Origin of the sequence: Janthinobacterium sp. HH104, from assembly GCF_001758715.1 — a bacterium.
Lineage (GTDB): Bacteria > Pseudomonadota > Gammaproteobacteria > Burkholderiales > Burkholderiaceae_D > Janthinobacterium > Janthinobacterium aestuarii.
Map to the genome: position 1 here is coordinate 54638 of NZ_LRIB01000023.1, position 20730 is coordinate 75367.

The 20730-nt window shown below is 63.4% G+C and carries 20 protein-coding genes; 5 read left to right on the forward strand and 15 right to left on the reverse strand.

Features of this window, described 5'->3' with window-relative positions:
- Positions 1-63: 63 nt before the first annotated feature.
- Positions 64-1392, forward strand: a complete 1329-nt coding sequence (locus tag JAB6_RS07455) for an ATP-binding protein (RefSeq protein ID WP_070302056.1) — start codon at positions 64-66, stop codon at positions 1390-1392.
- A gap of 10 nt (positions 1393-1402) precedes the next feature.
- Here the strand turns inward: JAB6_RS07455 and JAB6_RS07460 are convergent, their stop codons facing one another.
- The 8 genes from JAB6_RS07460 to JAB6_RS07495 all read right to left on the reverse strand — a co-directional run bounded on the left by JAB6_RS07460 (position 1403) and on the right by JAB6_RS07495 (position 9344).
- Complete coding sequence (locus tag JAB6_RS07460) at positions 1403-2728, reverse strand: HD domain-containing phosphohydrolase (RefSeq protein WP_368072917.1); 1326 nt, start codon at positions 2726-2728, stop codon at positions 1403-1405.
- Positions 2729-2748: 20 nt separating this feature from the next.
- On the reverse strand, positions 2749-4212 hold the full coding sequence (locus JAB6_RS07465) for an ATP-binding protein (RefSeq protein WP_070302292.1): 1464 nt from the start codon (positions 4210-4212) through the stop codon (positions 2749-2751).
- Positions 4213-4226: 14 nt separating this feature from the next.
- Positions 4227-5066, reverse strand: coding sequence for an HDOD domain-containing protein (locus JAB6_RS07470; RefSeq protein WP_034749734.1), 840 nt, complete (start codon positions 5064-5066; stop codon positions 4227-4229).
- Positions 5063-5395 carry a hypothetical protein gene (locus tag JAB6_RS07475; RefSeq protein WP_139143313.1) on the reverse strand — a complete coding sequence of 111 codons (333 nt, stop codon included), beginning with the start codon at positions 5393-5395 and terminating at the stop codon, positions 5063-5065. Before JAB6_RS07475 ends, JAB6_RS07470 begins: the two co-directional genes overlap by 4 nt.
- Complete coding sequence (locus tag JAB6_RS07480; RefSeq protein WP_051991018.1) at positions 5392-6258, reverse strand: response regulator; 867 nt, start codon at positions 6256-6258, stop codon at positions 5392-5394. The genes JAB6_RS07475 and JAB6_RS07480 overlap by 4 nt, the downstream gene beginning before the upstream one ends.
- 147 nt (positions 6259-6405) lie before the next feature.
- Positions 6406-6870, reverse strand: a complete 465-nt coding sequence (locus JAB6_RS07485; protein WP_072452856.1) for a hypothetical protein — start codon at positions 6868-6870, stop codon at positions 6406-6408.
- Between the two features lie 81 nt (positions 6871-6951).
- Positions 6952-8205: a DEAD/DEAH box helicase gene (locus JAB6_RS07490; protein ID WP_070302059.1), complete on the reverse strand. Its 1254-nt coding sequence runs from the start codon at positions 8203-8205 to the stop codon at positions 6952-6954.
- Positions 8206-8285: 80 nt separating this feature from the next.
- Complete coding sequence (locus JAB6_RS07495) at positions 8286-9344, reverse strand: DUF4105 domain-containing protein (protein WP_070302061.1); 1059 nt, start codon at positions 9342-9344, stop codon at positions 8286-8288.
- A gap of 165 nt (positions 9345-9509) precedes the next feature.
- Between JAB6_RS07495 and JAB6_RS07500 the strand changes: the two genes are divergently transcribed.
- Complete coding sequence (locus tag JAB6_RS07500; protein ID WP_070302062.1) at positions 9510-10220, forward strand: hypothetical protein; 711 nt, start codon at positions 9510-9512, stop codon at positions 10218-10220.
- A 35-nt stretch (positions 10221-10255) separates the two neighbouring features.
- A complete protein-coding gene (locus JAB6_RS07505) occupies positions 10256-10612 on the forward strand; it encodes a glyoxalase superfamily protein (RefSeq protein ID WP_070302064.1) in 357 nt (118 codons plus the stop codon).
- A gap of 3 nt (positions 10613-10615) precedes the next feature.
- On the opposite strand, the gene JAB6_RS07510 is transcribed toward JAB6_RS07505, so the two are convergent.
- Positions 10616-11785: a mandelate racemase/muconate lactonizing enzyme family protein gene (locus tag JAB6_RS07510; RefSeq protein ID WP_070302066.1), complete on the reverse strand. Its 1170-nt coding sequence runs from the start codon at positions 11783-11785 to the stop codon at positions 10616-10618.
- Between the two features lie 99 nt (positions 11786-11884).
- On the opposite strand from JAB6_RS07510, the gene JAB6_RS07515 reads away from it, so the two are divergent.
- Positions 11885-12799: a LysR family transcriptional regulator gene (locus tag JAB6_RS07515; protein ID WP_070302068.1), complete on the forward strand. Its 915-nt coding sequence runs from the start codon at positions 11885-11887 to the stop codon at positions 12797-12799.
- A 48-nt stretch (positions 12800-12847) separates the two neighbouring features.
- On the forward strand, positions 12848-13711 hold the full coding sequence (gene motA, locus JAB6_RS07520; protein WP_034749759.1) for a flagellar motor stator protein MotA: 864 nt from the start codon (positions 12848-12850) through the stop codon (positions 13709-13711).
- Between the two features lie 15 nt (positions 13712-13726).
- Here the strand turns inward: motA and JAB6_RS07525 are convergent, their stop codons facing one another.
- From JAB6_RS07525 to JAB6_RS07550, 6 genes are all read right to left on the reverse strand, one after another.
- Entirely contained in the window at positions 13727-14125 is a 399-nt protein-coding gene (locus tag JAB6_RS07525) for a VOC family protein (RefSeq protein WP_034749762.1), read from the reverse strand.
- A 58-nt stretch (positions 14126-14183) separates the two neighbouring features.
- Positions 14184-15626: a PLP-dependent aminotransferase family protein gene (locus JAB6_RS07530; protein ID WP_070302070.1), complete on the reverse strand. Its 1443-nt coding sequence runs from the start codon at positions 15624-15626 to the stop codon at positions 14184-14186.
- A 9-nt stretch (positions 15627-15635) separates the two neighbouring features.
- Complete coding sequence (locus tag JAB6_RS07535; RefSeq protein ID WP_070302072.1) at positions 15636-16220, reverse strand: LysE family translocator; 585 nt, start codon at positions 16218-16220, stop codon at positions 15636-15638.
- A 538-nt stretch (positions 16221-16758) separates the two neighbouring features.
- Positions 16759-18198, reverse strand: coding sequence for an IS1182 family transposase (locus JAB6_RS07540; protein ID WP_070302073.1), 1440 nt, complete (start codon positions 18196-18198; stop codon positions 16759-16761).
- A 180-nt stretch (positions 18199-18378) separates the two neighbouring features.
- Positions 18379-20223 carry a DUF4153 domain-containing protein gene (locus JAB6_RS07545; protein WP_083292608.1) on the reverse strand — a complete coding sequence of 615 codons (1845 nt, stop codon included), beginning with the start codon at positions 20221-20223 and terminating at the stop codon, positions 18379-18381.
- Between the two features lie 55 nt (positions 20224-20278).
- Positions 20279-20722 (reverse strand): hypothetical protein, encoded by a 444-nt coding sequence (locus JAB6_RS07550; RefSeq protein ID WP_070302075.1) that lies wholly within the window; start codon positions 20720-20722, stop codon positions 20279-20281.
- Positions 20723-20730 lie beyond the last annotated feature (8 nt).

Genomic DNA, 20730 nt, shown 5'->3' on the forward strand with positions numbered 1-20730 from the left:
GGTAGAATCAGGCATAATCGAAGCAGGACGACATCAATGCCGTGCAGGCCGCGAGGTGTGACAATGCAGTTCGAGGATTTTGACCTTTCCACTCCCGATACCGGGCGGCATGCCGGGGCGGCGCCTGACGCCGACACGCCGGCCGCCACGGCCGTGCGCCTGCAATACCTGCTCGACAATACACCCTCCATCATCTATTGCACCGTGCCCAGCGGCGACTTCAAGATGACGTTCGTCAGCAACAATGCCCTCAATGTCCTGGGCTACCAGCCCGAGGAGATGGTAGCCGACCCCAATTTCTGGTTCGACCACATCCACCCCGACGATGCGCCCGGCATTTTCTCCAGCCTGGCGCAGATCTTCGTCGAAGGCGCGCGCGCCTATGAATACCGCTTCCGCGTGCACGACGGCAGCTACCTGTGGATGCACGACAGCCTGCGCCTCGTGCGCGACGAACACGGCGTGCCGTTCGAGGTGATCGGCTCGCTGACCGATATCACGGAACGCAAGCGCATGGAAGCGATGCTGCAGGCGCGCGGCGAAGAGCAGCAACTACTGATCAGCAAGTTGCAGGAAGCGCACGACCAGCTGCTGCAATCGGAAAAGATGGCGTCCATCGGCCAGCTGGCGGCCGGCATCGCGCATGAAATCAATAACCCGATCGGCTTCGTCAACTCCAACATGAGTTCGCTGCAAGGCTATGTCGGCACCCTGTTCGGCGTGATCGGCCAGTACGAGGCGGCGATGCGCGAGACGCCCGACGGCCCGGCCCTGGCCGCGCGCGTGGCCCAGGTGCGCGACCAGGCCGACCTCGCCTTCCTGCAGGACGACATGGTGGACCTGGTGCGCGAATCGATGGATGGCCTCAAACGCGTGCGCGACATCGTGCAGGCGCTGAAGGATTTTTCCCATGTGGGCGAGACGGACTGGCAAGTGGCCAGCCTGCATGCGGGCCTGGACAGCACCCTCAACATCGTCGCCAACGAATTGAAATACAAGGCGCGCATCGAGAAGCACTACGGCGAGCTGCCGCAGATACTGTGCCTGGCCTCGCAGCTGAACCAGGTGTTCATGAACCTGCTTGTCAACGCGGGCCAGGCCATCAGCAGCGATGGCGTGATCAGCATCCGCACGGGCCACGCCGGCGATTGGGTGTGGGTGGAGATCGGTGACACGGGCGCCGGGATCGCGCCCGAGCACCTGAACCGCATCTTCGAACCGTTCTTCACCACCAAGGCCGTGGGCAGCGGCACGGGCCTGGGCCTGTCGCTGTCGTACGGCATCGTCAACAAGCACGGCGGACGCATCGAGGTGGCCTCGGAAGTGGGCCGTGGCACGCGCTTTACCGTGCACCTGCCCGTCACGCCGCCGGCGGCCCCGCCAGCGCCCTAGCCTTCCCGCCCTAGCCTTCCTTCACGGGCGCGTACACGCGGATGCTCAGGCGCCCGCCATTCTTGCCTTCGAAATCGAGCAGCTGGGAAATCACGCGGGCCGTCAGCACGTGTTCGGCCGCCAGCAGCATCAGGCCATCGCGGCTGATCAGGTCGCGCGACAGCACCATGCCCGGCTCCAGCTGGCCCGACAGCACGGTCAGGTCGCGCGCCGGCGGCTCCGTTTCGTCCATGATGCTGCGGAAAGCGGCCACGACGGCCGGGTCGTAGCGCTTGCCGACGCTGTCGTAGATCAGGGTGCGCGCTTCCTCGGCGCGCAGGCTGCGCTGCACCATGGCGCCGATCTGCAAGCCATCGTAGTCCGACGCCAGCGCCAGGATGCGCGCGCCCATCGGAATGGCCAGGCCCACCAGGCCATCGGGGAAGCCGCCGCCGTCGAAGCGCTCGAGCTGCGAGCGCAGGATCACGGAGACGGCCCGCAGCTCGTCGAGCGCCATCAATAACTGTTCGGCGCGCAGCGGATGCTTGCGGAAGGCGGCCAGTTGCTCGCCGTTCCAGGCGCTGGCCGGCAATTCCAGCACGTCGTCGCTCAGGCTGAGCTTGCCAATATCCTTGAGCAGGGCCGCGATGAACACGTCGCGCGCCTCCTGCCCTTCCAGGCCCAGCGCCTGCGCCAGCTTGCGCGACAGCTCGGCCACCCGCCGCGCATGGCCGGCCAGCTTGCCGCCACGCATCTCGATCAGGTTGGAAAACACCTTGATGGTCGTCACGAACGTCGCCTTCAGGCGCTCGTTGGCCGCCTGCACTTCGTCGTGCGACTGCTTCAGCTGCTGCGTGCGCGTGGCCACCTTCGCTTCCAGGCTGGCGTTGAGCGCCTGCAGCTCCACGTTCTGGCTGGCCGTCAGCGCTTCGAGGCGCAGTTTTTCCTGCTCCAGCGCGCGCCGTTCCAGCGCGTGGCGCACCACCAGCACGATATCGTTCTCGTCCCAAGGCTTGGTCACGTAGCGGTAGATCTCGCCCTGGTTGATGGCGTCGAGGATGGACTGGATGTCGGCATAGCCGGTCAGCAGCAAGCGTATGGTGCCGGGCCAGCGCTGGCGCACCTGGGCCAAAAATTGCGCGCCATCCATGTGCGGCATGCGCATGTCGGAGATGACCAGGTCCACCGTCTCGCTCTCGAGCAGGGCCAGGCCGGCCGCGCCGCCATCGGCCGTCAGCACGCGGTAGCCGTGCGGGCGGAACAGCCGCCGCAGCGACGACAGGATATTCGGTTCGTCGTCGACGCACAGGATGGTGGGCGGCGTGGCCGCGGTGCTGGCGCTGGTACTGATGCTCATGCTCATGCTGTCCTGTTCGGTCATGGTGAGACGGCCTGCGCCTGGCGCACGGGCAAAGTGATGCGGAAGGTGGTGCCGCTGCCGATGATGCTGCGCACGTCGATGCGGCCGTGATGCTTTTGTACCGTCGTGTAGGCCAGCGACAGGCCCAGCCCCGTGCCCTTGCCGACCGCCTTGGTGGTGAAGAACGGATCGAAGATGCGCGACAGGTGTTCGGGCGCGATGCCGCCGCCCGTGTCCTCGACCTCGATCCACACTTCCGTCGCGTTGTCGCTGCCCGTGCGCAGGGTGATGCGTCCGCGCTCCTCGTTCATGGCGTGAGCGGCATTGACGACCAGGTTCATGATCACCTGGTTCAGCTCGGAAGGCTGGCATTCGATGTCGGGAATGTCGCCATACTCGCGCACCACGTCGGCCTTGTACTTGACCTCGTTATTCACGATATTGAGTGTTGTATCGATGCCCTGGCGCAGGTCGGCCCAGACCCACTCCTGGTGCGCATCCGTGCGCGAAAAATCCTTCAGGTCCTGCACGATGCGGCGCACGCGCGAAATGCCTTCCTTCGACTCGCCCATCAGCATGGGAATGTCGGTACGCAGGAAGTCCAGGTCGATCTGTTCGCGCAGCGCCCGCAGGCGCGCCGCCACCACGGCGTCGGCGACGGCCGGCTCGGCTTCCTCATAGGCGTCGAGCATGCTGAACAGGTCATCCAGATAGCCTTCCAGGGTGCCGACATTGGAAAACACATAGCCGATGGGATTGTTGATCTCGTGCGCCACGCCGGCGGCCAGCTGGCCGATCGAGGCCAGTTTTTCCGACTGCAGCAGCTTTTGCTGGGCCAGCGACAGCTTGCTGTTCAATTCCGTCAGGGCCAGGTTACGCTCGCGCAATTCCAGGTCGGCGATCTGGCGCTGGCGGATATCGTCGGCCAGGCGTTCGTTCATTTCGGCCAGCTGGGCCGTGCGCTCGGCCACCAGGTGTTCCAGGTTGTCGTGCGCCTTGCGCAGCGCCAGTTCCGCCAGGCGCCGCTCGCTCACGTCGCGCAGGGTTTCAATGGCGCCCACCAGCCGGCCCTGGCGGTCGCGCAGGGGCGCCGCCGTGAAATGCAGCCAGTGGCCGTCGGGGCCGATATCGGGAAAGAAATCCTCGGCCTCAAAGGCGCCTGGGATCACGGAAGAGCGCTTCAGCTTGCCAAGGTAGCGGTCATTTTCACCGAGCGCGATGTCGTCGGCCACCAGCAGGTCGGCCAGGCAGGCGCGCGGCTGCCGATAAAACGCCTTCCAGTGGTCGCGCGTGCCAACCATCTCGGCGGCCGTAAAGCCCAGCAGCTGTTCGCAGGCGCTGTTCCAGTGCGTCACCACGTGCTCCGTGTCGATGGCGAAAGTGGCCACGGGATGGCCGTCGAAAAAGGCCGACAGCGCGATGGTGTCGCCTTGGCGGCGTTCCGGCGTGGCGGGCAGCGCCTGCCCTGCGTCTGTTTCCATGGCCTCTTTCTTGTTCATGCCAGCATGATCCGCGACATTTCATCGAAGGTGTGTTCCGTTTGCCCCAGCAGCGCCAGCCAGGCCTGCTCGTCCAGCGCGACGCTGCGCCAGCCCGCGGGCGACAGGGGCGGCACCAGCGCATCGTCGACGCCGGCCAGGTCGAGCGCCAGGGCGACGGCATTGGCCAGGTGCACGGCCAGCGGCAGGCCGCCCGCTTCCAGCCTGTCGATGCTGTGGTGGTCGGCCACCGCCTGCTGTATCGCCTCGGGGAACTTCCAGTAGGCGGCCAGGGCGCTGCCCACCTGCGCGTGATCGATGCCGATGACGGCCAGTTCCGCATCGGCCATCTGGCAGTCATGCGCCTGGCGGTAGCTGCGCACGAGCGCATGCTCGGCCGGGAAGCGCGTCACCAGCACCAGGGTGCCCAGGTCGTGCAGCAAGCCGGCCGTGAACGCCGTTTCGGGATTGACGCGCAAGTGCGGCGCCAGCAGGCGCGCGGCGATCGCCGTGGCCAGCGAGTGGCGCCAGAACGCCTGGAAATCGAAGCCGCCGCTGACGGGCGCGAAGCTGCCCGTCAGGGCGCAAGCCGTGACGACGGTACGGATGCTGTGAAAGCCCAGCACGGAAACGGCTTGCGGGATGCTGGTGACCTTCGATTGCATGCCGTAGAACGAGGAGTTGGCGATGCGCAGGGTCTTTGCCGCCAGGCCTTGGTCCAGCTCGATCTTTTGTGCCAGCACGTGCACGTCCGTGTCGTCCTGGTCCATGCTCGACAGCAGCTCCAGCACCACCACGGGCAGCGAAGGCAGTTCCTGTATCTGGCGGATGATATGTTCAAAACTGAGCCGTGTCATGTGGCGCTCCCTTGCCGGTAGCGCTGCAGCAGTGCCAGCAGTTCGGCCCCGGCGGAATCGGGCGGCGTGGCGCGGAACAGCACGGCCAGCCGTTCCAGGCGGCGCAAGCGTTCCTGCTCGGCGTGCGCCTGCGCGGCGGGGTCGACCGCCTCGTCCATGACGACGCGGCAGCGTTCCACATTGCGCCGGCGCAAGGCGGTCAGGTTCGCCGCCGTCAGGGTGGCGCCCTGGGCCAGCAGCACGGTGCCGCTGGCATCGCTCAGCGCTTGCGCCAGCACCATGCCTTCCTGCGCCTGTTCCATGGAAATCTCGCGTCCGCCTTCACTCATGTGCCCTCCCCATGGCGGCTCAAGGTGACGAGGCTGCCGCGCGAGCGCGAATGCAGGCCCATCGGATGGACGGCCACGGCATATGGCTGGCCATCGATGGCGGCCAGGCGGGGGGCGCCCTGCCCGTCGAACAGCTGCGGCAAGACGATCGCCGCCTCGTTGCCCAGCAGGGCCGCGCCCCGTTCGAACAGGTTGGCCGCCGCCGCGTTGATGAAGGCGATCATGCCGTCTTCATCGAGCCCGATCACGGGCAGCGGCAAAAATTGCAGCAATTCGCGCGCGATGCCCAGGCTGACTTCGTCGCGGCTGATCTGGTGCTGCTGCTGGCGCACCAGCGCCTGCATGGCGGCATTGGCCGCCGCCAGCGCCTGGTTGGCCTCGCGCAGCTGCGCATTGAGGCGCACATTGTCGTCGTCGATGCCCTTCAGGCGGAAGGCTTCGGCGATATGCTCGCGCAGCTGATGGTCTTCCCAGGGTTTGGTGAGGAATTTGAAAATGGCGCCCTCATTGACGGCGTCCGTGACGGCCTGCAGCTCGGTATAGCCCGACAGCATGATGCGTATGGTTTGCGGACACAGCAGCTTGGCCTTGCGCAGGAAGTCGGCGCCCAGCATGCCGGGCATGCGCTGGTCCGACACGATGACGTCGACCGTATGGCTGGCCAATACGTCCAGCCCTTCCTGGCCGCCGTTGGCCGTCAGGATATGGTAGCCATCGCGCCGCAGCAGCCGCTTGAGGGAAGCGAGGATATTCGGCTCGTCATCGACCAGCAGCAAGGTGCGCGGCGGGGCCACGGCCTGCTGCCCGGCATCCACCGCCAGCGCCGCAGTACCCGGCATGCCATGCTCGTCGTGCACATCCATCGGACCATCCTCTCATCGCCATGGCGAAATCGGAGCTTGCCTGGAGGGGGAATCTGCCGCACGTGACAGTCTTGCGAGTCTTGCGCGGCAGCCAGCTTGCGTTGAAATTATACGACTAAATATTCCCGTATGACACTAATCCGGCGCTTATCCGCGCCGCGCCGGACAAGGCGTGTCGCGGTAAAACACAAAGCCGCCCAGGCCGATGGCCTTGGTATCGGCGTTCACGCCATACACCAGCGTGCTCTTGTCCGCCTCAATGCGCAACAGGTTCATATGTTGGACGATTTGCGCGTGCGACAGTTCCAGCGATGGCGTCGGCGCCAGTTGCAAACGCAGTTCGGACGCGGCGCCATCGTACGCCCAGCGGCCCGGGTTGAAAAAGGCGAAACCGCCATCGAAACGCAGGCTGCCATCCTTGAACTGGGTCAGGCAAATGCCGGGAAATTCGCTGGGCGGGTTGTACCAGGTGGCGGCCACGGCGGCATCGGCAGGCGTCTTGCCCGGCATCTGCATGCCGGCTGTGCCATTGTTTCCGCCCAAGCCGGCGCAACCGGCCAGCGCCAGCGCGCAAGCCAGAGCGCCCGCGCGCGTGATGAATATCATGTGCATTGCCGTCCCCTTGCTTTATAGAAACATCATCTTAAAGCGGGACGGCCAGCCGTTCAAGCGGCTAGCGCACATAAGGGGAATTTAATTGCCCTCGGCCGCCTTGGCAGCCGCTTCGCGCAATTTGTCCTTCTTGCTCTTGCGCGCGCCCTTCACGCCGCCGTTCACCGTGTCCGTAACGGGATTCACGGGCGCGGGCAATTCCGTCGGCTCAAAACCGGCCACCACTTCGCGCACGATGCGCAAGTCGTTGCGGTTTTCGATCAGGCGGAAATGCGCTTCCGTGTCGGCCGTCACGAAGCTGATGGCCGTGCCGCTTTCGCCGGCGCGGCCCGTGCGGCCGATGCGGTGCGTGTAGTCGACGGCCGAACGGGGCAAGTCATAGTTGACGACGGCCGGCAAGCCGGCGATGTCGATGCCGCGCGCCGCCACGTCGGTGGCCACCAGCACCTGCAAACGGCAGGCCTTGAAGTCGGCCAGCAGCTGGCTGCGCGTGCCCTGGCTGAATTCACCGTGGAAGGCGCCCACGTGCAGGCCCGCGCGCTGCAGCTTGTCGGCCACGTGTTCAGCCGCGTACTTGGTGGCGACAAATACCAGCACGCGCTCCCACTGCTGCTGCAGGATCAGGTAGCGCAGCAGCTGCGTGCGGCGCGGCACGTCGACCGTGATGGCGCGCTGCACGATGTCGGGCTTGTCCTGCGGTTCGGACGCCACCTCGATGCGCACGGGCTCCTTGAGCAGGCTGTCGGCCAGCGCCTGCACGCTGTCGGGGAAGGTGGCCGAGAAGAACAGGTTTTGCCGCTGCTTGGGCAGCAGCGCGAGGATGGCGTTGATCTCCTCGCTGAAACCCATGTCAAGCAAACGGTCGGCCTCGTCGAGCACGCACAGCGACACGCCGCCGAGTTTCACGGCGTTCTGGCGTACCAGATCGAGCAAACGGCCCGGCGTGGCGACGAGGATATCGGCGCCGCCACGCAAGTCCATCATCTGCGGATTGATCGACACGCCGCCGAACAGCACGGAAATCTTCAGTTTGATCGGCAGCGGCTTGGCCAGCGCGTGCACGGTCTGCCCCACCTGCGCCGCCAGCTCGCGCGTGGGCACGAGGATCAGCGCGCGCACCTGGCGCGGACCGGATGCGGGCGCCATCAGCGCCTGCAGCAGCGGCAGCGCGTAGGCGGCCGTCTTGCCGGAACCCGTCTGGGCCGCGCCCAGCACGTCGCTGCCGCGCAGGATGGCGGGAATGGCGGCCGCCTGGATGGCCGTCGGCGCGGCATAGCCGGCCTTGTCAACGGCGCGGACCAGGGCGGGAATCAGACCCAGTGAGGAAAATGGCATAGCGGGCCTTCTTTATTCGTAAAGTGAGACCGGCCGCGAAAGGCGGCCGGTCGGATATGGCGACAGTATAAGGCAGACAGCTATTGCTTGGGCATTTGCAGCTTCGGATAACCCGCTTCATCGTAGCCCGGCATGCCGCGGCGGATCGTGTGCGAAAAATCCGTATCGTCGTTGGCCGCCCGTGCGCGCGCCGTGACGTGGCCCCCATCGCGCAGCTGCTGGAAGGTCTGGCCGGGCACCAGGCCCTGCACGTCGAACAAGTAGCGGTCCAGGTAGCCCGAGGCCATCAGCCGGTAGTCGAGCGGCAGGCCCGGCACGATGCGGCGCACCATCTCGAAGACGATGGTGGTGCAGTTGGCCGTCAGGGTATTGTAGAACTGCGGCTTGGCCTTCAGCGATTGCGCCTCGTCCAGGTAGGCGAGGAACAGCGAGCGCATGGCCGCTTTGGGCATCATGACGCGGTACAGATGCATGTCCTCGCCGCGCGCATTCGTGCGCACGCGCAGGATGTCGCGCTCGTCAGCGGCGATCAGGCTCATCTCGAAATGCTTGAAGAAGCCGCCGATGGCGGAAAAACTCTCGCCCTTCTCCTTGCGGATCTCGATGGAGAACGTCAAAAAGCGCCCGTCCGCAAAGCCGAACGAGATCAGCGTATGCGCGATGTAGGGTCCCGTCCAGTACGACAGCGCCGTATCCACCGTGCGCAGTTCGTCGAGGTCGTAGCTGCGCTGCTCCCACTTGACCGTGTAGTCGTCATCGCTGCGCCAGTCGAAATTGCGCACATTGTCCAGGGTGACGAGATTGCCCTTGACCGTACCCGTGACGTTGCGCGCCACGTCGTCGGCCCACACCCTTTCCTGCTTCGGCGTGATGAAACTCCACCACACGAGCAGCAGGATAAAACCGGCCGCATACGGTAGCAACACGCGCATGTCGCCGCGCATCCACCACAGCGCGATGCTGGCCACGCCCAGCGCAGCCCACAGCAAGGCGCCGATGCCTTGCGCCGCCGTGCCGCCGGATAGCTGGTACCACAGCGCCAGCGCGCCCCACAATGCAGTCAACAGGATAATCAGGGAAACGGCCATTTTGCCGAGGGTGGCCAGCACGGAGCGGGCACGCAGTGATAAGAAAGTCATGCCCCGATTATAAGGGCAAGCTCAGGAACAGGTGAGTTCAGGCAAGCATGGGCAAAGTCAGCCGGACATACAATATTGCTTGCATGGCAATTTACTTCATGAGAACATTCTGCACAAATAAAATGTATAGACAAGGCGCCCTGCCTTGCCATCCACGGAGACACCTTGCAATCGAGTTCACTGTACGTCCTCGCCGGCAGCCTCAATTCCCTTTTCATCGTCGTCAGCTTGTTTGGCTTGTGGTCGCAGCTGCAAAAAATCTGGCAGCGCAAGCGCGATGCCCACATCGGCGCCGGCAAGACGACGAACATCCTGTCCATCAACCAGTTCACCGTCAGCTTCCTCGCGTATTGCGCCTTCTTCGTGTACGGCTATTCGATCACGCCATTCAACCACTACATCGTCTGGCCCCGTTTGATCGCCTCGCTGATCGCGCTGGGCATCCTGTATGAAATCGACCGCGACCGCCGCAGCCGGGCATCGCGCAATGCGCTGCTGGCCTGCGCGCTGCTGCTGGGCGCGGGTGTGGCGGGGCTGGCCTTCGGCCCCACCTTCACCGATGAAAAGCGCGTGATCTCGCAAAGCCTGATCGTCGCCGTCACCGTGCTGCTGGCGCAGGGCTATGCGCACCAGATCCGCCTGATCTGGCGCTCGGGCAGGACGGGCGCCGTGTCCCTGAAAATGAGCCAGTTCATCCTGGCAATGGATGCCAGCACCATCTTCTTTGCCTGCGTCATGGGGCTGTCGACGGGCTGGCCCTTGCTGCTGCTGGCCAGCGTCAGCGCCACGACCAAGCTTGCCATCATGTGGCTGTTCCGCTGGGAGAAGACCAGTTCCGCCGCACACATGAAACGGCAGGCGCTGGCCTGCGGCTAAAATGAAGGCATTGCCACCTTGCTGAAAGCACCTCCATGCATGCCCCCATCCCCATCCTGCGCAGCTTTTCCGAAGCCAAAGCGCGCGAGTTCTACCTCGGCTTTCTCGGTTTTACCCTGGACTGGGAACATCGCTTCGAGCCCACGGCGCCGCTGTACCTGCAGGTGACGCGCGGCGACCTGGTGCTGCACCTGTCCGAACACCACGGCGACGCCACGCCGGGCGCGGCGCTCTTGATCCCCGTCGACGATATCGCCGCCCTGCACGCAGAATTGCGCGACAGGGATTATCCGTATGCGCGACCCGGCATCCGCGACGAGGACTGGGGCCGCATTCTGGAAGTGGCCGACCCGTTCGGCAACCGGCTGCGCTTCTGGCAGCGCGGCGAATAACGCTTATTGCCCGCTCAGGGCGCGCATTTCCGCATACAGGTTCGCCTTGCCTTCGAAGCCGATGCCAACCAGGTCCGGCATGGTGATATGGCCGTTTTCGACCTTGACGCCATCGGGAAAACCGCCGAAGGGCTGGAACAGATCGGGATACGATTCATTGCCCCCAAGGCCCAGCCCGGCCGCGATATTCAGGGACATCTGGTGGCCGCCGTGCGGGATGCAGCGGCTGCGCGACCAGCCGTGCTGGTGCAGCATGTCCAGCGTGCGCAGGTATTCCACGAGGCCGTAGCTGAGGGCGCAATCGAACTGCAGCCAGTCGCGGTCGGCGCGCATGCCGCCGTAGCGGATCAGGTTGCGCGCATCCTGCATGGAAAACAGGTTTTCGCCCGTCGCCATCGGCTTGTCGTAATAGCTGCGCAAGGTCGCTTGCAACTCGAAGTCGAGCGGATCGCCCGCCTCTTCATACCAGAACAGATCGTACTGGCGCAGCGCCTTGGCGTAGGCGATCGAGGTATCGAGGTCGAAGCGGCCGTTCGCATCCACGCACAGCTTTTGCCCATCCTGCAGCACTTCCATGATGGCGTCGATGCGGCGCAAGTCGTCATCGAGCGAAGCGCCGCCGATCTTCTTCTTGACCACCGTGTAGCCGCGGTCGATATAGCTGCGCATCTCGTCCTGCAGGGCGGACAGGCTCTGGCCCGGGTAGTAATAACCGCCCGCCGCATACACGAAGACTTTTTTATCGGGCACGCCCGTGCCGTGGCGCTCGGCCAGCAGCTGGAACAAGGGCTTGTTCTCGATCTTCGCCACGGCGTCCCAGATGGCCATGTCGATGGTGCCGATGGCCACCGAACGCTCGCCATGGCCGCCCGGCTTTTCATTTGTATACATGCAATCCCACACCTTGTGCGGATCAAGGTTGCTGCCGTCATCCGTGACGAGCGAGGCAGGATCGGCGTCGAGGATGCGGGGAATGAAGCGCTCGCGCATCAGCATGCCCTGGCCGTAGCGGCCGTTCGAATTGAAGCCGTAGCCGACGACGGGCTTGCCGTCGCGCATCACGTCCGTGACGACGGCTACCAGGCTCAGGGTCATCTTGCTGAAATCGATGTAGGCGTTGCGGATGGGGGAAGAGATGGGAATGGTCTTTTCGCGGATTTCAACGATTTTCATGCGGGTCTCCTGTGGGTGAAAACAATGACGCCAGCTTAACCGCGATAGTCAGTCGTATAATCGATATTAATTTAAACCATTCTTCACTTGAAGTTAATAATGAAAAGCGACGCCACGACGGAAATGGCCTTCTTTGTGCTGCTGGCCAAGCTGGGCAGCCTGTCGGCCACGGCGCGCGAGCTGGGCATCACGCCACCCGCCGTCAGCAAGCGATTGGCGCTGATGGAACAGCGCCTGGGCGTGCGGCTGCTAAACCGCAGCACGCGGCGCATCAGCCTGACGGGCGATGGCGAAAGCTATCTGCAACAGGCGCGGCAGATTCTCGACGATATCCGCGCCATGGAAGAGTCCCTGGCCAGCGGCAGCGCGGAACCGAAAGGCTTGTTGCGCGTAAATGCCACCCTGGGTTTCGGCCGCACGGTGATCGCGCCATTGCTGTCGCAATTCGCGCTGCGCCACCCGCAGCTGGAAGTGCAGCTGCAACTGACGGACAGCCCCATCAACCTGGTCGAGCAGGCCTACGACCTGGGCATCCGCTTCGGCGACTTGCCCGACACGCGTTTGTCGGCACGGCGCATCATGTCGAACCGGCGCTTCCTGTGCGCTTCGCCCGCCTACCTGCAGGCGCACGGCACGCCGCAAACGCCGGACGACCTGGCGCGGCACCGCTGCATCGTCCACCGGCAAAACGACGACGCCTACGGCATCTGGCGCTTGAGCCGTGGCCGCGCCACCCACACGGTCAAGGTGCGCGGCACGGTGGCCAGCAACGATGGCGACGTGGTGCTGGGCTGGGCGCTGGACGGCCACGGCATCCTGCTGCGCTCGGAATGGGACCTGGCCCGCTACCTCGACAGCGGCCGCCTGCGCGTGGTGCTGGAAGACTACGCGCTGGCGCCGGCCGACCTGTACGCCTACTACCCGAGCCGCCACCAGCTGCCCGCCAAAGTGCGCGCTTTTATCAATTTTCTCATCGAGCAGTTGCAGCCGGACTCGGCCAATACGGGGAAATAGGGTTACACTACAATATTGCGATATGGCAATAATATGAAGGAGTAGGTTTTGCTAGTCATACTCGGATTTCTCGTCGTGCTGTTTTCCGTCTTCGGCGGTTTCGCCATGCAGGGCGGTCACCTGGGCGCCCTGTTCCAGCCGCTGGAACTGCTGATGATCGGCGGCGCCGCGCTGGGCACCTTCTTTGTCGGCAATGACGCCAAGGCCATCCGCGCCACGTTCGCCGCCCTGCCCACCCTGTTCCACGGCTCGCAATACACGAAGGCGCGCTATATGGAACTGATGGGGCTGATGTATGAAATCCTCAGCAAGATCCGCAAGGAAGGCTTGATGTCGGTCGAGGACGATATCGACGACCCGTACCGCAGTCCCATTTTCATCAAATACCCGTACACGCTCGGCGACGAGCACATCCTGGAATTCATCACCGATTATTTGCGCCTGATGGTGTCGGGCAATATGGATGCTTACCAGATCGAAAACCTGATGGATAACGAGATCGAAACGCACCATGAAGATGCGGAAATGCCGATCCAGACGATTTCGCAGCTGGCCGACGCCATGCCCGCCTTCGGCATCGTGGCAGCCGTGATGGGCGTCGTGCACACAATGGCCTCCGTCGGCTTGCCCCCGGCCGAGCTGGGCGTGCTGATCGCTCAGGCGCTCGTCGGCACCTTCATCGGCATCTTGCTGGCCTACGGTTTCATCGCGCCCCTGGCCAGCTTGCTGCGCCGCAAGCACCATGAAACGGCGAAGATGTACCAGTGCGTGAAAGTGACGTTACTGGCCAGCCTGAACGGCTATGCGCCGGCGCTGGCCGTGGAATTCGGCCGCAAGGTCATTTCCGCCACGGAACGCCCGTCGTTCAGCGAACTGGAAAACCACGTGCGCCAGGTGCGCACGAAGAACTGATTCCAGCGGTTCACGTCAGGCTTCCGGCGCCGTCCAGACGAGGTTCCACAGGTGGCCATCGATATCCTCGAAGCCCTGGTCATACATGAAGCCATGGTCTTCGGGCGGATGCGGTATGCGGCCACCGGCGGCCTGGGCCTTGGCGATCAGGCTGTCCACCTCTTCCCGGCTTTCGCAACTGAGGCAAATGACGACTTCATTGGTTTCCCTGGCATTCGCCAGCGGCTTGTCGATCAGCGACTGGAAGAACGGTTCCGTCGTCAGCATGGCCTGGATGCTGCCTTCGACGATATTCATGAATGCCGCGTTCTCGCCGCTGAAGCGGGGATCGAAGGTAAAGCCGAGGGCGGAAAAGAAGGCCTTGGACTTATCCAGGTCCTTCACGGGCAGGTTGAGAATGATCTGTTTGTGCATGGCGCTTCCTTGCTCACACGTTGACGAAAAAATCGTCCCTGCAGAATACCAATAAAAACTAAAGGAAGGCGCGGGCAAGGCTGAAGCGCGCGCCTGCCACCGCGCGCAGGCGTTCTTCAAGGTAGGCGCTCACGCGCGGATGCTGACTGAAGGCGACGTTGAAGCGGATATGCTGGTCGGGCGTGTCATTGGCCGAGAACGCGGCGCCGCGCATCAGCAGGATCTTGTTGCGGTAGGCGTCCTGCACCAGCAGGTCCACGTCCAGCCCCTCGGGCATGCTGCCCCACAGGAAAATGCCTGCGTCTCCCGGCTGCTCGAACAGCACGCCGGCCGCGCTCAGCTGCCGCGTGCTGGCGTTGCGCGCCACCATGATCTTGCGTTGCAGCCGCTCCAGGTGCTTGCGCAGGTTGCCGGCCTTGAGCACTTCCAGCAGTACGTATTCGTTCAGCGCAGGCAAGGTCATGATGGAATGGATCTTGGTACGCATCAGCAGCTTGAGCAGCGCCGGCGCCGCGGCCAGGTAGCCCATGCGCAGGGCCGGGCTCAGCGCCTTGCACAGACTCGAGTAGTAGATCACGCCGTCGAGTCCGGACAGCGATGCCAGCCGCGTGCTGTGGCCCTGCTGGAAATGGCCGTGCACGTCGTCTTCGGCGATCAGGAAGCCGTACTGCTGCGCCATGATCAGCACCTTGTGCAGGTTGGCGGCGCTGCTGCTCCAGCCGGTGGGATTGTGCAAAGCCGTCTGCATGAACAGCAGGCGCGGACGGTGCGTGCGGCAGGCGGCGTCCAGTTCGTCCAGGTCGAGGCCATCGGGGCGGCGCTTGATGGGCACCAGGCGCACGCCGTCCTGGCGCAGCCGGCCGAACATCAGGAAGTATCCGGGGTCTTCCACCAGCACCGTATCGCCGGGCTGCAGAAACGTGCGGCAAATCAGATCGATGGCATGGGTGCCGCCGAAAGTGGTGAGGATGTGGCTGGCGTCCGCGGCGATGCCGATGCCGCGCAACAGCAGCGCGATCTGCTCGCGCAGTTCGGCCAGCCCCTGCGGCGGACAGCGCGAAGCCATGCCGGCCGTGCTGCGCGCCAGGCCACGCTGCACGGCGGCGGCCGGCAGCGCATCCTGCAGCCACGTGGGCGGCAAGGCGCCGCTGCTGGCCAGCAGCACGCCCGGCCGCTGGTCGTTCACTTGCTGGCTCAGCCAGACTGGTTCCTGCTCCTGGCCCGCTTCCAGCGCCACCTCGTCGGGGATGGCGCGGCTGGCGTCAGCGGGGGCGCAGACGAAAAAACCCGTCGTGCCATGCGTATCGATGACGCCTGCGGCCACCAGCCTGTCATACGCCACCACCACGGTGTTGGTGCTCACCGCGAGCTGCGTGGCAAGCTGGCGGATCGACGGCAGCCTGGTCCCGCCAGGCAGGACGCGTTGCGCGATCTGCTGGCGCAATGCGGCCTCGATCTGCTTGAACAGGGCGATGGGCGAGGAGCGGTCGATGGCGAACATGGTGGCAGTCTAGCGTAAAAACGTCAGGGCGAGGACCAGCAGGATGGCGCCCATCGCCAGATTGAAGAGGCGCTGGTTGCGGGGCGCTTTCAGCACGCTGCGGATCGAGACGCCGAACAGCGCCCACATGGCGTTGCACGGCATGCCCACCACGGTGCCGATCACGGATACGAGCAGCGCGCTGGCGAGCATATTGCCCTGCGCAGGCATGAAGACGGACGCCATGGTGACCGCCTTGAGCCAGCTCTTGGGGTTCAGCGCCTGGAACAGCGCCGCCTGCGCAAACGACACGGCCTTCGGTGCGCCGGCCCCCGCCACCGAGGCGCCGGCAAGTTTCCAGGCCAAAAACATCAGGTACAGCGCGCCCGCGATCCGCAGCACCTGCTGCGCCATCGGGTATGCGACGAACACGCTGCCCAGCCCAACGCACATGAGCATGGTCTGCACGAAGATGCCGGCCTGGATGCCGAGGATCACCGGCAGCGCACCGCGATAGCCGAAATTGGCGCCGGTGGTGGCCAGCATGACGTTGTTCGGTCCGGGCGTGGCGGACATCACAAAGCAATAGCTCATCAGGGGCAGGAGTTCGGTCATGGCAGGCAGTCGCAGCGTGGAGAAGGCCCCAGTCTAGAAGCCCGGCACGGCGGGGACAAGGCACAAGGCGCCGCGTACAAGCACATGCTGTATCAGTCGAACGACTGCTACAGCGGACAGGCCGCTCCGCACGGATCAACTACAGAAACGTCGTTTCATCTGTTACCGCTGCAAGCTGTTCGTGCATGTCACCCCTCTCCGCCCGTACGGCGGGGGATGACCAGCTCTTGCTTGAGCGCGGCAAGAGTCTCTGTTGGGCAGGAGATAAACAGGCCAGACCCGATCTCGTCGTTGGACCAAGCAGCAACGAGATCGCACACCAGGAATCTGGCAAGCCTCATAGGCCCTGCCACGCCCAATCGCGTTCTCATCTGCCAAGCACTATGGATCAGCACTTAGCTACCGGTGGCGCTTTGCCCCAATGGCACCGTCCGCTTCCGCCCCAGGCTGTGTGAAAACCCGAGTTTTTGTATCGGGAGCGGCCGCTCCGTGCAAGCCTCCGATTTTCCCCGACGTGCGAGTCGAAGTTAAAAAGGGCTCACGCCCCCAACAACGCCGCTTTCAGCCCCTGATTTCCCATGATGTTCACCATGCGTTTCAAGTTGTAGGCTAGAACATGTAAGCTCATCTCTGTTTTCACGCGTGGTAACGTTCGAGTTAAAAAATGTGTAGCACCCATCCAAGCTTTTAACGTACCGAATGGATGTTCGACTGTTTGCCGCCTGATTCTCGCGACGTCTCCGTGCTCAGCTATCCGCTTGCTCATCCTATCGAGGGCGTCTTCGTGCTCCCAGCGGGCGATACGGCGATTTGCGCCGGTGGTGCACTGAGATTTCATCAGGCACTTGGGACAAGATGACGACCAGTATTTGTAAAACAGCAGCCCTTTTTCTAGCGTGCTGAATCGTCGGATTGCACGTTCTCCAGCAGGACATTGGAACTCGTCGCTCTCGGGCAGATATCGGAAGTCGCGTTTATCGAATAGCCCCTTTGCACGATTGCCCGAAGTGAGCGGTTTAGGAACTAATGGCACCATCCCCGATTCCTCGCACGCCAAAATTTCGGGACCGCTGTAATAGCCGCGATCAGCGTACACTTCTAGATGCTTCAGACCGATCACCTCATTGGCTTGCTTTGCCCTTGACGCCAGCTGGGCGCGATCATTTCCTATGTTGGTGACTTCATGCGCCACGATCAAGTGGTGCTTTGTGTCGACGGCAGATTGCACGTTGTATCCGACGGTGGCGGTTCCGCGTCCGCTGGTCGACATCGAGCGTGCATCAGGATCAGTCAGCGAAATCTGCTGATCTGGCGTCTGCTTCAATTTCTTGTCGAGCTCACCCAGGCTTTCGATCTGCTCTTTCAGACCTGCGATTTTTTCTTTAATACGCATCACGCGAGTTGCGGGGACAAGCGCAGGATCACGGTCGGCGCGATCAAGCTCGTCCATGTAGCGCTTGATGCTTTCCTCGATCTGCTCAATGCGGGCTTCCAGCTTGTTGTTGGTGAAGTTTCGGTCGCGATTATTTACCGCTTTGAACTTGCTGCCATCGATTGCCACGCTGCTATCCGAGAAAACATCAAGCCTGCGACATACCTGGACGAATTGGCGGCACACTTTGCAGATGGCGGGGCCGTTATCTTTGCGAAAGTCAGCGATGGTTTTAAAGTCGGGAGATAGCCTCCCGGTCAACCACATCAGTTCGACATTACGCTGCGCCTCACGCTCCAGGCGGCGGCTGGACTGGATTCGATTGAGGTAACCATAGATGTAAATACCAAGGAGAACTGCAGGATGGTAGGACGGGCGACCGGTGCGTGCCGGGTCGGCACCGGCAAAGCCAAGGGTCCTGAGATCAAGCGCTTCAATGAATGCCTCTACAATCCGAACGATATTGTCCTCTGCAACGTAGTCATCCAGATGCTCGGGAAAGAGAACACTCTGGCTGCGGTCGGTTCCCTCGACAAAACGCTTCATCCTGCTCTCCTGATTACGTCAAATGAGCTATTAACGCTTCAGAAAAAATCTCGTTTACATTGGGGTGCGTTTTCACACACTCTGGGCCGATAACGGACGGAGTCGCTCAGCCCACGAAGTGATTGCTGTCATGGCAAGCAATCGGTTTTGTTCAGCGCGGCAAATCCTTTCTTCTGCCATTTACGGCGTCGGCTCCGCCTCATCCGGGCAGGCTACCTCATCCTCTGGCGTATATAAGGTCATCGGCACGCGCTGGCCGTCGATTTCCAGTTCGCGCACTTTCGGCGGCACCAGCTGGAATTCGCCCGCCTGCAATTTCTCGCGCAGGGGTTTGCAGCGCAGGGCATCGGTGGGGATTTGTCCGCGCGCGGTCCAGCTGCCGTCTTCCTTTTCCGCCAGCAACACCGACGAGGCGCGCGGGTCATTGCTGATCAGCAGCACGTCCTGCTTGCCATCGCCGTCGAAATCGAGCAGATACGCGTCGCACTGCGGCCCTGCCCGCTTCAAACAGGCGGGCAGGCGCCAGGCCGGGCTCACTTGCGTCCAGTCCTGGCGCAGGAAACTCTCCGGCAACTTCGCCGTGGCCGGGCGCAGGGTCAGGTTGATCGACACGTCGCTGAGAGCGCCCGTCTCGTCGAGGCGGTTCTGGCGCTTGAGCATGGCGTCGGCGCGGGCCCGCACGATGGCCGCGTCCGGGCCCGCCGTGCGCGTCTTGAGTTCCTGCAAGGCCGCCTGGCCATAGCGGGCGCCCTGGAAGCGCAGGTATTCGAAATCGAACTTGTCCACGTCTATCTTACCGCTGTTCAGGCGCGCCATCTGGCTGGCCACGGAAATGCGCGCCGGGTCGGCCAGCGGCGAGAACAGGGCGAACAGCACCAGCAGAGTAACAAAGGCGGTGGCCACGTTGACGTTGGCGATCAGGTGCAGCCAGTCGCCATACTTGCTGGCCGCCCACGCGTAACCGGCGGCGTAGCAGGTGGCGATCAGCAGGCAGGCGGCGGCGATCAAGCGGTCGGATGTCCAGCCATGCGACATCACGCGCAGGGTTAGCGCATAGATGGCGATGCCCACCACCCACGGCAACAGCAGACAGGCCAGACGCGTGCCCAGGCGGATGCCGCGCGCCACGCCATGGCCCACTTCGCCATTCTGGAAGGCGGCATTGATCAGCACTACCAGCACGCCAGCCATGCCCAGCAGCACGGATGCCGCATGGCGCGTGGCCCACAGGCGCTCGAAGCCGATGAAAGGCAAGGTCAGCAGGAAACCGGAGACGAGCACGGCGGCGATCGGCATCAGCCACGACAGCAGCACCAGCAGCAAGGTGCGGATGCCGCGCACGATGGAGGGGCGCACGTCCGTGATGTGGATGGCAAACGAAAACGCGAAGCAGATGACGGGAATCACGAACCAGGCCTGGCTCAGCAGCTTTTTCAGGAAACTCAGTTTGATGAGCAGGAACAGTTGTCCGCCCAGCCACAGCACCAGCCACAGGCCCAGCACGAACAGCAGGGAAAACAGCAGCTGGATGCCGAGCTTCCAGGCGATTTCAAAATAGGTCGGATAGCGGGCGATGCGCTGGCCATCCTGGGCGCTGGCCAGCACCAGCGCGTGGGCGATATAAAAGCCGACGACACAGAAACCGAACAGCTGCGCGGAAATGACGCGCAGCGGTGCGCCTGGCTTGTAGTTGCCCCAGATCACGTGCTCGGCGCCGCGCGCCACGTCATGCCAGGCCAGCACGGCCATCACGACGGCGGCGCCCGCCATCCACAGGGCAATGCGCTTGACCGACATATGGCCGAGGCTGGAAACCAGCAGGATGGGCAGCAGCAGGCTGATCAGCATCAGCGGCGCCAGCAGGTAGGCTTCCGTGGCGGGCCAGACTTTAGCTTGCGCCGTGCTGTACAGCCAGTACAGCAGCACGCCTTGCAGCAGGCCCGTCACCAGGCGCGTCACCGCGATGCGCGGTGCCACCACCGGATCGAGCAACGCTATGTTTTTTCCAGCGGCATCCTGCTGCATAATCATCCCTTAATAGTCGTTTATTGCTGTAAAGCACGGCCATTATTGCATTTCGTTATCGCCATCTCAACAACGATTCGTGCGCGCGTCCTGCCGGCGCGCCCCCGCTGCGGCGCAATGGCAAGCTTTGCGCGAGGCCCCAGGCCAGTTCCGGTACGAGGAACAGCCACAGCAGCGGCTGGCCCGTCGTGAACAGCGCCCACGCCATCCACGTGGAAAACAGGTAGCGGGCCGCCGCGTCATAGCGGCCGAAGCGCGGCTGCGGGTCCAGCATGCGCAGCACGGACCAGACCATCACCACGCTGCCAAACAAGCTGCTGATGAGCAGATGAAACGGTCCGAAGACGGGCAGCGGCACGCCGCCCAGGCTCAGGTTGACGGCGTTCAAGTGCTCGTGCAGCAGCAAAAACGTCCACGGCGTGACAAACGGGGCCGTCATGAGCACATCATAAATGGCGCTGGCGCGCACCACGCGGCGGAAAGCGGAAACGGACAACATGGGAACTC

What these genes read in the sequence shown, in the direction of transcription:
- JAB6_RS07455 (WP_070302056.1), top strand. Translation starts at nt 64, where the DNA reads ATGCAGTTCGAGGATTTTGACCTTTCCACTCCCGATACCGGGCGGCAT.
- JAB6_RS07460 (WP_368072917.1), bottom strand. Translation starts at nt 2,728, where the DNA reads ATGAGCATCAGTACCAGCGCCAGCACCGCGGCCACGCCGCCCACCATC.
- JAB6_RS07465 (WP_070302292.1), bottom strand. Translation starts at nt 4,212, where the DNA reads ATGGAAACAGACGCAGGGCAGGCGCTGCCCGCCACGCCGGAACGCCGC.
- JAB6_RS07470 (WP_034749734.1), bottom strand. Translation starts at nt 5,066, where the DNA reads ATGACACGGCTCAGTTTTGAACATATCATCCGCCAGATACAGGAACTG.
- JAB6_RS07475 (WP_139143313.1), bottom strand. Translation starts at nt 5,395, where the DNA reads ATGAGTGAAGGCGGACGCGAGATTTCCATGGAACAGGCGCAGGAAGGC.
- JAB6_RS07480 (WP_051991018.1), bottom strand. Translation starts at nt 6,258, where the DNA reads ATGGATGTGCACGACGAGCATGGCATGCCGGGTACTGCGGCGCTGGCG.
- JAB6_RS07485 (WP_072452856.1), bottom strand. Translation starts at nt 6,870, where the DNA reads ATGCACATGATATTCATCACGCGCGCGGGCGCTCTGGCTTGCGCGCTG.
- JAB6_RS07490 (WP_070302059.1), bottom strand. Translation starts at nt 8,205, where the DNA reads ATGCCATTTTCCTCACTGGGTCTGATTCCCGCCCTGGTCCGCGCCGTT.
- JAB6_RS07495 (WP_070302061.1), bottom strand. Translation starts at nt 9,344, where the DNA reads ATGACTTTCTTATCACTGCGTGCCCGCTCCGTGCTGGCCACCCTCGGC.
- JAB6_RS07505 (WP_070302064.1), top strand. Translation starts at nt 10,256, where the DNA reads ATGCATGCCCCCATCCCCATCCTGCGCAGCTTTTCCGAAGCCAAAGCG.
- JAB6_RS07510 (WP_070302066.1), bottom strand. Translation starts at nt 11,785, where the DNA reads ATGAAAATCGTTGAAATCCGCGAAAAGACCATTCCCATCTCTTCCCCC.
- JAB6_RS07515 (WP_070302068.1), top strand. Translation starts at nt 11,885, where the DNA reads ATGAAAAGCGACGCCACGACGGAAATGGCCTTCTTTGTGCTGCTGGCC.
- JAB6_RS07525 (WP_034749762.1), bottom strand. Translation starts at nt 14,125, where the DNA reads ATGCACAAACAGATCATTCTCAACCTGCCCGTGAAGGACCTGGATAAG.
- JAB6_RS07530 (WP_070302070.1), bottom strand. Translation starts at nt 15,626, where the DNA reads ATGTTCGCCATCGACCGCTCCTCGCCCATCGCCCTGTTCAAGCAGATC.
- JAB6_RS07535 (WP_070302072.1), bottom strand. Translation starts at nt 16,220, where the DNA reads ATGACCGAACTCCTGCCCCTGATGAGCTATTGCTTTGTGATGTCCGCC.
- JAB6_RS07540 (WP_070302073.1), bottom strand. Translation starts at nt 18,198, where the DNA reads ATGAAGCGTTTTGTCGAGGGAACCGACCGCAGCCAGAGTGTTCTCTTT.
- JAB6_RS07545 (WP_083292608.1), bottom strand. Translation starts at nt 20,223, where the DNA reads ATGCAGCAGGATGCCGCTGGAAAAAACATAGCGTTGCTCGATCCGGTG.
- JAB6_RS07550 (WP_070302075.1), bottom strand. Translation starts at nt 20,722, where the DNA reads ATGTTGTCCGTTTCCGCTTTCCGCCGCGTGGTGCGCGCCAGCGCCATT.